The sequence below is a fragment of the Gilliamella sp. X-46 genome, from assembly GCF_057063525.1.
In genome coordinates, this window is record NZ_JBXSQH010000027.1 from 1 (window position 1) to 12811 (window position 12811).

14 protein-coding genes are annotated in these 12811 nt (G+C 36.3%); 8 read left to right on the forward strand and 6 right to left on the reverse strand.

Annotated features, from left to right (window positions below):
• Positions 1–412 precede the first annotated feature (412 nt).
• The gene (gene gmhB / locus ACYIAJ_RS11040) at positions 413–949 is read right to left on the reverse strand and encodes a D-glycero-beta-D-manno-heptose 1,7-bisphosphate 7-phosphatase (protein WP_483560763.1); all 537 of its coding nucleotides are present in this window, start codon (positions 947–949) and stop codon (positions 413–415) included.
• Between the two features lie 117 nt (positions 950–1066).
• On the opposite strand from gmhB, the gene metN reads away from it, so the two are divergent.
• From metN to tsaA, 4 genes are all read left to right on the forward strand, one after another.
• On the forward strand, positions 1067–2098 hold the full coding sequence (gene metN / locus ACYIAJ_RS11045) for a methionine ABC transporter ATP-binding protein MetN (RefSeq protein ID WP_483560762.1): 1032 nt from the start codon (positions 1067–1069) through the stop codon (positions 2096–2098).
• A gap of 91 nt (positions 2099–2189) precedes the next feature.
• A complete protein-coding gene (locus tag ACYIAJ_RS11050) occupies positions 2190–2870 on the forward strand; it encodes a methionine ABC transporter permease (protein WP_483560765.1) in 681 nt (226 codons plus the stop codon).
• Between the two features lie 14 nt (positions 2871–2884).
• Positions 2885–3787 carry a MetQ/NlpA family lipoprotein gene (locus ACYIAJ_RS11055; protein ID WP_483560761.1) on the forward strand — a complete coding sequence of 301 codons (903 nt, stop codon included), beginning with the start codon at positions 2885–2887 and terminating at the stop codon, positions 3785–3787.
• 116 nt (positions 3788–3903) lie between these two features.
• Entirely contained in the window at positions 3904–4623 is a 720-nt protein-coding gene (tsaA, locus tag ACYIAJ_RS11060; protein ID WP_483560760.1) for a tRNA (N6-threonylcarbamoyladenosine(37)-N6)-methyltransferase TrmO, read from the forward strand.
• Positions 4624–4801: 178 nt separating this feature from the next.
• On the opposite strand, the gene hslO is transcribed toward tsaA, so the two are convergent.
• The 3 genes from hslO to ACYIAJ_RS11075 all read right to left on the reverse strand — a co-directional run bounded on the left by hslO (position 4802) and on the right by ACYIAJ_RS11075 (position 7783).
• Entirely contained in the window at positions 4802–5674 is an 873-nt protein-coding gene (gene hslO / locus ACYIAJ_RS11065) for an Hsp33 family molecular chaperone HslO (protein WP_483560764.1), read from the reverse strand.
• Positions 5667–6062 (reverse strand): ribosome-associated heat shock protein Hsp15, encoded by a 396-nt coding sequence (gene hslR, locus ACYIAJ_RS11070; protein ID WP_483560759.1) that lies wholly within the window; start codon positions 6060–6062, stop codon positions 5667–5669. The genes hslO and hslR overlap by 8 nt, the downstream gene beginning before the upstream one ends.
• Before the next feature lie 104 nt (positions 6063–6166).
• Positions 6167–7783: a hypothetical protein gene (locus ACYIAJ_RS11075; RefSeq protein WP_483560758.1), complete on the reverse strand. Its 1617-nt coding sequence runs from the start codon at positions 7781–7783 to the stop codon at positions 6167–6169.
• Between the two features lie 244 nt (positions 7784–8027).
• Between ACYIAJ_RS11075 and greA the strand changes: the two genes are divergently transcribed.
• Complete coding sequence (gene greA, locus ACYIAJ_RS11080; RefSeq protein ID WP_483560757.1) at positions 8028–8504, forward strand: transcription elongation factor GreA; 477 nt, start codon at positions 8028–8030, stop codon at positions 8502–8504.
• 60 nt (positions 8505–8564) lie between these two features.
• Here greA and yhbY read toward each other — a convergent pair whose 3' ends face one another.
• Positions 8565–8858: a ribosome assembly RNA-binding protein YhbY gene (gene yhbY, locus ACYIAJ_RS11085; protein WP_483560756.1), complete on the reverse strand. Its 294-nt coding sequence runs from the start codon at positions 8856–8858 to the stop codon at positions 8565–8567.
• A 97-nt stretch (positions 8859–8955) separates the two neighbouring features.
• On the opposite strand from yhbY, the gene rlmE reads away from it, so the two are divergent.
• The 3 genes from rlmE to folP all read left to right on the forward strand — a co-directional run bounded on the left by rlmE (position 8956) and on the right by folP (position 12468).
• A complete protein-coding gene (gene rlmE, locus ACYIAJ_RS11090; protein WP_483560755.1) occupies positions 8956–9582 on the forward strand; it encodes a 23S rRNA (uridine(2552)-2'-O)-methyltransferase RlmE in 627 nt (208 codons plus the stop codon).
• A 76-nt stretch (positions 9583–9658) separates the two neighbouring features.
• Positions 9659–11536 (forward strand): ATP-dependent zinc metalloprotease FtsH, encoded by a 1878-nt coding sequence (gene ftsH / locus ACYIAJ_RS11095; protein ID WP_483560754.1) that lies wholly within the window; start codon positions 9659–9661, stop codon positions 11534–11536.
• A gap of 98 nt (positions 11537–11634) precedes the next feature.
• Positions 11635–12468, forward strand: a complete 834-nt coding sequence (gene folP / locus ACYIAJ_RS11100; protein WP_483564824.1) for a dihydropteroate synthase — start codon at positions 11635–11637, stop codon at positions 12466–12468.
• Positions 12469–12629: 161 nt separating this feature from the next.
• On the opposite strand, the gene ACYIAJ_RS11105 is transcribed toward folP, so the two are convergent.
• Positions 12630–12811 (reverse strand): four helix bundle protein (locus ACYIAJ_RS11105; RefSeq protein ID WP_483564825.1); only part of this gene is annotated, 182 nt, incomplete at its 5' end.

Genomic DNA, 12811 nt, shown 5'->3' on the forward strand with positions numbered 1-12811 from the left:
AAGTCCGTAGACTTTTCATTCTTCGTCTCGCAAGTGCCCACACAGATTGTCTGTTTCTTCTTTTTAAAGAGCTGACAGCTTTTATATTAACCAAACATTTTACCGCTTTAGTTTGCTGTCTCAAGGGTTGCGTATACTACGCTACACTTTTTTATTCGTCAAGATCTTTTTTCAATTTTTCGATCTTATTTTTAACTCACTCACCGTCTGCTTTTCGCTGACTGCGTGTCAGTGGATGCGCATTATAGGGACTTAAAAAAATCATGCAAGGGGTTATTGTATAATTTATTCCTGTTTGCATTTTTTTTACGCAAGATACACTAAAAATAGACTAAAACAATGCATTTTGATTAAAATTACTTCATTAATATTTGACGCATTTATTATATTGCTTATTAGATTATGCCAAGAATTAAGATATTTCTTTTATTTTTTTAGGTAAATCCGCCAAACTATCAATTAGCCAATCGGCCTGAGCCAATGCTTCTTCAGTTATTTTATCGCCCGTTTTTACTAACACAGTCTTTTTAACGCCTGCCTTTTTACCCGATAATAAGTCCGATACTCTATCTCCCACCATATAAGAGTTAGCAATATCAATTTTTAGTTCTTTGGCTGCAGTTTGTATCATGCCAGGACTTGGTTTACGACATTCACACTTATCGATTAACGGATCATGAGGACAATAATAGACACCATCTAAATCAACACCGCGATCTTGTAACGACCAATCCATCCATTCTGTCAATGTATGAAACTGCTCTTCGGTGAATTTATTCCTAGCAATACCGGATTGGTTAGTTGTGATAACTAACAAAAAACCCATTTTTTTGAGTTCTTGCATCGCATCAATGACACCATCAATAAAATGGAATTTATCAATTGTATGTACATAATTATAATCTATATTAATGGTACCATCCCGATCTAAAAAAATAGCAGGCTTCATGTTTACTTTTGTTCCTTTTCATTTAGCTATTACTTTAACCGTACATAGAATATTATTGATTGACTTAGATGTCTAGACGTCTTAATATTCATTTATTCATCTTTTCCTTTATATATTATGATACAACTACAACATATTTCGAAAACATTTGAGCATAATAAAACACCTATTTATGCTTTAAAAGATATTAATATCCATGTCCCTAAAGGGCAGATTTATGGTGTTATTGGCAAATCTGGAGCAGGGAAAAGCACACTTATTCGCTGTATCAATTTGCTTGAAAAACCAACTAGTGGAAAAGTACTTTTCGATAATCAAGATATTACAAATCTATCAAATAGAAAATTAATTGAAATACGTCGAAAAATCAGCATGATTTTTCAACATTTCAATTTACTTTCCTCACGTACTGTATTTGATAATATCGCTTTTCCTCTTGAACTGAATAGAACACCTAAAGCAACAATTAAGCAAAAAGTAAATGAGCTTATTGAACTCGTAGGATTAACAGAAAAAGCAAATGTATACCCAGCTAATTTATCGGGTGGCCAAAAACAACGTGTTGCTATTGCCAGAGCTTTAGCAAGTGATCCCAAAGTACTATTGTGCGATGAAGCAACCAGCGCACTTGATCCTGAAACTACTCGTTCAATTTTGGCATTATTAAAAGATATCAACCAAAAATTTGGACTAACCATTTTATTAATTACCCATGAAATGGATGTAGTAAAACAGATTTGTGACCAAGTTGCAGTTATTAGTGATGGGAAACTAGTTGAACAATCATCAGTAGGTGAAATGTTTTCTAATGCTAAAACAGATATTGCGAAACAATTTATTCAATCAACCTTACACCTTAATATTCCTGATGATTATTTAATAAGGCTATCAGCTGAACATAAAGAAGGACGCAATCCTTTATTACGTTTAGAGTTTACTGGGGTTTCAGTTGATTTACCTTTGTTATCCCAAATAGCTAAAGAATTCGAGATTGAAAGTAACATTATTAGTGCACAAATGGATTATGCTGGAGGAGTTAAATTTGGCTTAATGCTCGCTGAAATGAAAGGGAAACAAAAAAGTATGGCATCTGCAATTCAATTTTTAGAAAAAAATAATACTAAAGTAGAGGTGCTTGGCTATGTTTGATTTTATTCCTTCATTTAAACCTTTTGAGTCATTATTACGATATTTAGCACAATATGATTTTTGGTCTGATTTTGTTACTCTTTGTTCATCAATTAAAGGGGTCACAGGGCCAGTGCTATTCAAAATTGCTGAAGCCACTGATGATACCATTTATATGATTTTCTTATCCGGTTTTTATGGAATATTAATGGGTTTACCATTAGGTATAATGTTATATATAACTCGAAAAGGTAATATACTTGAAAATAGTATAGTACATAGTGTTCTTTCTTTTGTAACAAATGTGTTTCGTTCGATCCCTTTTATTATATTAATTGTATGGATTCAACCATTTACAATGAATATAATGGAATTTATAACAGGTAAAGGAACTTATTTAGGTAGAGAAGGAGCTATTATACCACTAAGCATAGGGGTTGCCCCTTTAATTGCCAAAATGATTGAAAATGCATTACTCGATCTTCCAAAGGGATTAATTGAGGCTGCTCGTTCTATGGGAGCAACACCTCTGCAGATTATATACAAAGTGTTATTACCAGAATCATTACCTGTAATCGTCAATAGCATGACGATATCGTTAATCACGCTAACTGGTTATATTGCTATGGCTGGAGTTGTTGGCGCGGGAGGGTTAGGCGATCTTGCAAAACGATATGGGTATGAAGGCCATAACTATGATATGATGAATATTATATTAATTATATTAGTTATTATTGTCTTTATTATTCAATTTATTGGCAATAAAATTGTTAAACGTGTGTCTCATCAATAAATTTGGAGAAAATTATGTCAATTAAAAAGCTAGCATTAATCACCACATTGGTGAGTGCGTTTTTTTTAACTGGTTGTGATAATAATAAACAATCAGCCACAACAGATAACAAACCAACAGAGCCAGCTAAAGTAAATACGCTTAAAGTAGGCGTGATTTCTGGTCCTGAAGAAGAGGTAGCAGAAGTCGCTAAACAACAAGCGAAAGAGCTTTATAACTTAGATGTTGAACTAGTAATTTTTAGTGATTATGTCATTCCAAACCAAGCATTAAACGATGGTTTAATTGATGTTAATGCTTTTCAACATAAGCCTTTTTTAGATGAACAAATGAAAGAACGTGGCTACAAATTAGCTGTTGTTGGCAACTCATTCGTTTATCCAATTGCAAGTTATTCTAAAAAACTCAAACCAATTACTCAAACAGAAGAAACAGGTAGTGGTGTAAAAGTCACTTCACCGAGAGGTAAAACCTTCTTTATTCCAGCTAACTCAACCATTGCAATTCCTAGTGATCCTACAAATTTGGGCCGGTCATTACTTTTATTACAACATGAAGGAATGATTACGGTTGATAAATCTAAAGGTTTACTGCCGACTGTACTTGATATTACAAGCAATCCTTATAACTATAAGATCTTAGAACTTGAAGCGCCAATGTTACCTCGCTCATTGGATGATGCACAAGTTGATCTAGCAATCATCAATAACGCCTTTGCAGGACAAGCAAACTTAACACCAAGCCAAGATGGAATTTTTGTTGAGGACAAAGAATCGCCATATGTCAACATAATCGTTTCGCGTGAAGCTGATAAAGATAACGAAAACGTAAAAAACTTTGTTAAAGCATACCAAACTGATGCTGTTGCACAAAAAGCTAACCAAATTTTTAACGGTGGTGCGATTCGCGGTTGGTAATAGTAAAGTTATAATTATTGACTCACCTTAATACCGTCGGCTTAGGTCGACGGTATTCGTTTGTTGCTATTTTCATATAGTCAAAACAGTAGCGTAAACTCAATCAAAAATCGATTATGACATATCAAATTGACCCTATCGGCATTATCCGCTCACCTTATAATGAAAAATTTGCTGTTCCAAGACAACCCAATTTAGTTGGCGCTGGGCAAGGTGAACTTTATTTATCAGCCCCTTATAATGATCCTATTAGTGTTAAAGGATTAGAACAGTTTTCACATTTATGGCTATTATTTCTATTTCACCATATTGCTCCTGAAAAATGGGGATTAACAGTTCGCCCTCCTCGTTTAGGTGGTAATAAAACGATGGGTGTATTTGCTAGCCGATCGCCATTTAGACCGAATCACATTGGGCTGTCAGCCGTTGAATTAAAAGATATTGTCATTGAAAATAAACAGGTTATTTTAAAATTAGGAAGCCTAGATTTAGTTGATGGTACTCCCATTATTGATATCAAACCTTATCTACCTTATTGTGACAGCCATTCAGAAGCTCTTGCAGGATACGCGCAATCAATTCCCGATAAAAAACTAACCGTTGAATTTTCACAAAAAGCACAATTAATATTAGATTTACAAAAACAAAGCTATCCCCAACTCGCTGAGCTAATTACGCAAGTGATATCTCAAGATCCAAGGCCTGCCTACAAACAGAAAAATAGCAGTGAACAAACCTATGGAATAACACTTTATCATTTTAATATAAAATGGAAGATCATCAACAAACACGCCATTATTGAAGATATTCATAAAAGTGATATAAGCGGTAACTAAAAATCATCAATTAACTAACAAATTGATTTATAAATATAAATTAAAAAAATATGCGAAACCGTTAAAAATAGTTTGTTCATTGTCACTATTCTGATACATTAAATATGGGTTTAATTCCCTATATTTCATTTTCCCACTAAAATTATATTTATAAATTTAGTGGTTTTTTAGTGCAAGACTAATGATAATTTACCTTACGTTTGCTTCTCATTTCAGCGATATCGATGGCATCAAACAAGTAATGCTTCCCACAATAATCACAATGAATATCAATATTACCACCATCTTCTTTTAGGATTTCGTCAACTTCGTTTTCAGGTAACGTCATTAAGCTATCTTCACAACGTTGACGAGAGCAGCTACATTTAAAAATAATATCATGTGTTTCAAACAGACGCACTTCTTCTTGATTATATAAACGATACAAAATCTCGTCAGTAGAGAGCTGTAATAACTCCTCACTCGTAATTGTCTCGGTTAAAGCACTAAGATGCTCAAATGATTCAGCGGTATTATCATTAGCTGGCAAAATTTGTAATAAAATACCGGCTGCCATTGGCTTATTATTGTGTACACCCGTTTTTACAAATAAACGTGTAGGGAGCTGCTCTGATTGCATAAAATAGTTTTCGATACAGCCAATGAGCGTCTCTTTTTCTAATCCGACAATACCTTGATAACGTTCACCATTTTTGGGTGTGATAGTGATAACTATATAACCATTACCCACCATATCTTTCAGTGTTGCATCATCGGCAATATCACCATTAACCCGAGCAACTCCACGTAGTTGTTGTTGATCATTACCATTAACAACGGCTAAAGATAAAGCACCATCACCTTGCAACTGAACAGCAATATCGCCCTCAAATTTTAGTGTTGCGGTTAATAAACTGGTTACAACCAATAATTCACCAAGCAAGGTTTGTACCGCAACGGGGTAGGTATGATTATCTAAAATTGCTTGATATGTTTGTTCAAGACGGGTAATTTCACCACGAATAGGATGATTATCAAATAAAAACCGATTTAAAGTATCCATATTAACTATTGTCACCTTGTTGCCTATCATATTTAAATTTAATCAAATCACGCCGCTCCTTTTTGTCTGGTCTTCTATCTGGGTGCGGCATTGTCAATGCATTAAGCTTGCGTGCTTGCGCTATTACTTCGCGTTTAGCAATACTGTCGGGTGTTTCTTGATAAAGTTGCTGAGCATCAGTGGCAGTTCTTCGCTGTTCACTAATGGCTAAAATTTGAATGGTTTTTTGATCTGATCCTTGACGAAGAGTTAAAGTTGCACCAACTTCAACAATTTTACTTGGTTTAGTGCGCTGACCATTATAATGTACTTTTCCGCCATCAACCATTTCGCGCGCTAATGATCGCGACTTATAAAACCTTGCGGCCCAAAGCCATTTATCTAATCTTACAAGCAATATCGCACCCTCATAATTACACTTATTATTGCGTTTTTTTACATTCAAACACACATAATGCTTTCAACATATTAACAAGTTATATAAGAATGCTTTTACAAAAATCAATGTTCAGGATCAATAATATAATTATTACCATTTGTAGAAAATGTACCTGAAAAACTAAATGGCTGTAATTTACCATGTAAATCGGCCGAATAATTCATGGTTTTTGGTGGTTGTTTTACTATTTTCCATTCCTCTAGTAATGAACTTGCTATACCATAAGCATTAAGCTGAAAAGATAAGAATTCATTTTGCGATGGTTCAAACTTTGCTTTTGACTCAATCATACCACCACTAGCTAAAGCGCTAAATGTTAACGATCCATGATTTTCAGCATCAAATTTTAAAACCATATCAGGATAATTAATATCAACTCGATTAAACGACCCTTTTTCAGACTTAAAAGAGATCGTACCTGAATAAATCCCTAATTTTTGATCTCTAGCTAAAGTAACATTAGTACCAGAACCCTGAAAATTATATAACGTAAATGGAAAATCGCTATATTTTCTAATTAACAAACTTTGAAAAATGGCAAACTTATCTACTTCAATACGCCCCAAAATACTAGGTAATACCGATAGTTCTAGTTTTTCAGGAAGCTGATAATTAATATCCGATAAAGTTAATTGATCTAGATGTAAGGTGTTATCTTTCCACTTTCCAGCAAAATTTATACTACCTTTATTCCATTTTGCTAGTGCCTTTTCGATTGTCACTTCTTGGTTATTGGATGATAATTGCACTAATACCGATGCAAACAGCTCATCATGCCAAACAACATGATCGGCATTAAAAACAAAAGCGCTTTGATCAAAATGCCACTGATTATCATAACGAATATTGTTTGCTTCAATATTACCTTTTTCAATTAAAAAACTAGGCAACTGTATGCTACTTTCAAATATAGATAATTGCTTAATCGTCGACTTTGGCAGAAGATGAGAATATTTATCCAAAAAATCCTCTTCAGTTGATTGCAAATTAATATTATGCAGTTGTAGCTGATCAATATTCAAACTATTATCAGCAAGTACTTTTAATTTACCTACAAAAAAACCATTATCAATATTGCCACCTAAATTAGTAATGGTTGTAATATCATCGCGATGAAATCCTTGAATAAGCAGTGACTTGATAGAAATCTGGTTGACCGACACAGCTTGTGAAGTAAAATCAAATTGATATTTATCTTCTCCTGATAACGAAAATGGTTTAACGCCACCATTAAGCTGTGTGAATGAAAGTTCATCTGTTCCATTATTGACCGAAACATTAGCGGTTGAATTAACAAACTTTAGCGTATTTGCTGAAAAGTTATAATGGCTAGATTTACCATCATGATGAATATAATTAATAGTACCATCAATAACAGTAACATAATTAAAATGTGTTAATTGCCAAAGATCACTTTTATCCAAGCCAACAACTAAGGTAGGAACATTAACAATTTCTTGCTTATCATCAGTTATAACCACATCATCAAAAACTAACTCATAAAAGTTTGAAAAAGAGTGATGAACTTTGCCTATTGAAATAGTATAAGAACTTAATTTAGATAATTGCTGGCTAACAATTTTGGCTCCCCAAGAAGTTTGCACAACAAAATAAGACAACAATACAAAAAACCAAGTAATAGCTAAAAAGATGATTATGTAAAAACGCAATCGAATCATAAAGTAATGTTAATTATTGTAATGAAATGTTAAGAATTGTATTACAATAACCTATTTAAATCAAAATAACATCTCATTTTCAATATAAATCATTTGTGGTTAGGCTAGTTTTACAGTTAAGATATAAGTATACGCAATGATATTTTTTTAAATAACTAACTGAACAACTCACTTTCCCTTTCTTTAATCAAATGAAGGGGGGGTTATTTTTTATTTATGATAAGTAAAAACGGGAGATACCTAAATGAAACAAATCCCAATGACAGTAAAGGGAGCTGAACTATTACGTGCCGAACTAGAAGAGCTAAAAAATGTCAAAAGACCACAAATCACTGCAGCCATAGCTGAGGCAAGAGCACACGGCGATTTAAAAGAGAATGCTGAATACCATGCAGCAAGAGAACAACAAGGATTTTGTGAAGGTCGAATTCAAGAAATTGAAAGCAAATTATCACAAGCACAAATTATAGATATTACCAAAGTAAAAAATACTGGACGTATTATTTTTGGCGCAACAGTAACAGTAATAAATGTTGAAAACGACGAAGAAACAACCTATCGCATCGTAGGTGATGACGAAGCAGACTATAAACAAAATCTTATTTCGGTCAACTCACCTATCGCCAGAGGTCTAATCGGCAAAGAAGATGGTGATACCGTACAAATCAAAACGCCAGGTGGTGATGTAGAATTTGATATTGTTAAAGTTGAATACATCTAGTAAAAAACAACTTCCACAAAAGCGGATACACAAACAGGGCAACTAGCCCTGTTGTTGTATTTATTTAGGTAAAGTGATTTTCTTATCCTCACTTGGTCTAAAAATCGTAAAATTAGAGCCAATCAATTGCACGGGTAACGCTTTTGTTTCGCGAATAATGGCATCACAGATAAGCTTCTTGGTTTCACGATCTTCAGCAGAAACTTTAATTTTAATTAACTCATGGAAATTTAACGCGCTATCAATTTCGGCAAGCACGCCTTCGGTAAATCCATTAGCACCAATCATCACAATAGGTTTTAAATGATGAGCTTCACTTTTTAAATACTGTTTTTGTTTATTCGATAAATTCATTAAATTTTTATCACATTAAGTTGCAATTTTGCTATTCTACCCTTATATATATCTGTAATCAATGAAGTGGCCTCTTTACATTAAGGATTTATTCGCTGTGAGTAACAAAAAACGCTCAGCAAGCTCAACACGTTGGCTCAATGAGCATTTTAAAGATCGCTTTGTGCAACAAGCACAAAAAAAAGGATTACGATCCAGAGCATGGTTCAAACTAGAAGAAATTCAAAAAAGTGACAAACTCTTCAAACCTGGGATCACTGTCGTTGATTTAGGTGCCGCACCTGGAGGCTGGTCGCAATATGTTGCATCACTCATTGGTGATAAAGGTCGCATTATTGCGTGTGACCTACTACCAATGGATCCTATTGTCGGGGTTGACTTTTTACAAGGGGATTTTCGTGACGAAGCCGTCTTAAAAGCATTGCTAGACCGTGTTGGCGAAGACAAAGTCCAAGTAGTCATGTCAGACATGGCCCCAAACATGAGTGGTCAACCTGCCGTTGATATACCAAGAGCCATGTATTTAGTTGAACTGGCATTAGACATGTGTCGAGACGTACTTGCTCCTAACGGCAACTTTATCGTTAAAGTATTTCAAGGAGAAGGATTTGAAGAGTACCTAAAACAGGTGCGAAATATGTTCAAAACTGTCAAAATTCGCAAGCCTGAAGCATCACGCGCTAGATCTCGAGAAGTTTATATTGTTGCAATGGGTATGAAGTAGCCAGTTGTATAATTTTGTAGTACCATACTTCGTTAAATTTAGTCGTAACTGTTAATTTTTATGAGAGGTTTTTCTTTTGAACGACATGGTAAAGAATTTACTGATCTGGGGAATTATCGCTGTAGTATTGATCGCTGTATTTAACCAATTCAGCTCAATGTCAAATAGCAGTCCTCAAGTCAATTATACTCAATTTAATTCCGATATCACCAATGGCAAACTCCAAGAAGTGCATATTAACGGACGCGAAATTGTTGCTACAACCAAAGAAAATAGTAATTATACTACCTACATCCCCTATTTTGATGAAAAACTCATGGATGACCTGTTAAGCAACAAAGTACCTGTCTATGGTAGCCCTGATGAAAAACCAAGCCTAATCGTTAGTATTCTGGTTTCTTGGTTTCCTATTATTTTGCTCATTGGTTTTTGGCTATTTATGATGCGCCAAATGCAAGGTGGTGGCAAAGGTGGACCTATGTCAGTTGGCAAAAGCAAAGCCCGCATGTTAACACCCGATCAAATTAAAACTAAATTTACAGATGTTGCAGGTAGTGAAGAAGCCAAACAAGAAGTGACCGAAGTGGTCGACTTTTTACGCGATCCGGGCAAATATCAAAAATTAGGTGGACGCATACCGAAAGGGATCTTAATGGTCGGCCCTCCGGGCACAGGTAAAACCTTATTAGCCAAAGCCATTGCTGGCGAAGCCAATGTCCCATTCTTTAGCATTTCAGGTTCTGACTTTGTTGAAATGTTTGTTGGGGTGGGAGCATCGCGTGTGCGCGATCTTTTTGAACAAGCACGAAAACACTCGCCTTGCATCATTTTTATTGACGAAATCGACGCCGTAGGTCGCAAACGTGGCGCGGGGTCAATGGGTGGTCACGATGAACGTGAACAAACATTAAACCAAATGCTTGTTGAAATGGATGGCTTTGAAGCCAACAGCGGAATCATCATAATCGCAGCAACAAACCGCGTTGACATCTTAGATCCGGCATTACTACGACCAGGCCGCTTTGACCGCCAAGTGCAAATTGGCTTACCAGACATGAAAGGTCGTGAACAAATTCTTGCGGTACATGTCCGTAAAGTACCACTAGGAAGTGATGTCGACTTATCTGTCCTAGCTCGAGGCACGCCGGGCTATTCGGGGGCAGAACTGGCAAATTTAGTCAACGAAGCGGCATTATTTGCCGCGCGTCGAAACAAACGCCTAGTCACCATGGACGAATTTGAAGAAGCCAAAGATAAAATCAACATGGGTACTGAAAGACGGTCACTAACCATGACACAAGAGCAGCTCATATCAACAGCATACCACGAAGCTGGACACGCTATTATTGGCCACTTAATGCCTGATCACGATCCAATCCACAAAGTCACCATCATTCCGCGCGGACGCGCCCTTGGTGTCACCTTCTTCTTACCAGAAGGTGATCGTGTCAGTGAAAGTCGTGAAAAGCTTGAAGGTGACATTGCCACGCTTTATGGTGGACGATTAGCAGAAGAGCTCATCTATGGCGAAAATAAGATCTCAACAGGTGCATCAAATGATATCAAAGTAGCCACACAATATGCACGAGCCATGGTCACCCAGTGGGGCTTTTCTGATCGCTTAGGACCACTGTTCTACGAAACAGACGACAATGGATATGGACGACCAAAAGACATATCTGACGAAACAGCTCGCATTATTGACGAAGAAGTCAAAGCCATTATTGACCGCAATTATCAGCGCGCTCGTAAAATCTTAACGGATAATATTGACGTACTACATGCAATGAAAGATGCACTAATGAAATACGAAACCATTGGTTCAAAACAAGTTGCAGACTTAATTGCTCGTCGTCCACTCACCACACCAGATGACTGGACAGAAAGTGACGAACAGGCAGCAAAACAGATCCCAAATGAAGGGAATGACACGCCGCCACAATCAGAAAGCTAAAATTCAAAAAATAAAACGCGCTACGGCGCGTTTTTTCTCGATAAAATACCTTAAGATAAATACAATCACATAATATAACCCTAATAAGGCTGTGAATCATGGAAATACAGTTTCAAAATCAAATAATGGATCTCTCGTTCCCACAAGTCATGGGCATTGTTAACATGACACCCGATTCGTTTTCTGACGGAGGAAGTTATAACAACCTTGATGATGCTATGCGCCGTGTTGACAGCATGATTCAAGCTGGTGCCACATTCATCGACGTCGGCGGCGAATCTACGCGCCCCGGCGCAACCGAAGTATCAGTTGACGAAGAACTAAACCGCGTTGTGCCATTGGTTGAAAAAATAGCCCGATATTTTGATGTATGGATTTCGGTCGACACATCAAAACCACAAGTTATGACCGAATCGGCCAAGGCTGGCGCACACCTAATCAATGACATCCGTGCACTAACGCTCCCCGGCGCAATGGAAGCTGCAGCACAAACGGGCTTACCGGTTTGCGTCATGCACATGCAGGGAGACCCTCAAACCATGCAAAACGCACCACACTACGAACAAGATATCTATCAAGAAGTCGATGACTTTTTTGCAAAACAGATCGAACGCTGCATAAGCGCCGGCATCGACCGTCAAAAAATCATACTCGACCCCGGTTTTGGATTTGGAAAAACACTAGCGCACAATTACCGACTATTAGCCATGCTTGAACAATTCCACCATTTCAACCTACCTTTATTAGTCGGCATGTCCCGAAAATCTATGATAGGACAAGTGCTAAATGTCCCACCACAAGAACGAATGTTAGGTAGTGTATCTTGTGCGGTAATAGCGGCAATGAAAGGCGCACAGATTATTCGAGTGCATGATGTAAAAGAAACGTTTGATGCATTAAGAATTGTGCAGGCGACACTTGCAGAAAGGTAATAAGGTATAGTTTTTTTGATCAAAAACCAAAAAACTTTAATAAAATCAATACATTTTCTAACCGCTTTTTGTGAGTAAATAAGGTGTTTTTTTGTGAAATAAAAACGTTTAAATTAATGCGCTTTTTTAATTTTGTTTTTGTTTTAGTTTTAGATTTAGCCTTAGCTTAAATCCTCATCATTCATCTGCGCCATAAACCAATGTTGCCAACCCGTAGTCTGCTTTTGGATGTTGTCGATGGATTGGTTGAATAAAGCAAAAGCACCGTGTGATATCATTTTCATTTTCCAACCTACACACAATAGCCCTTTGATAACATCTAACGAGGCGCGAATATGTTGTA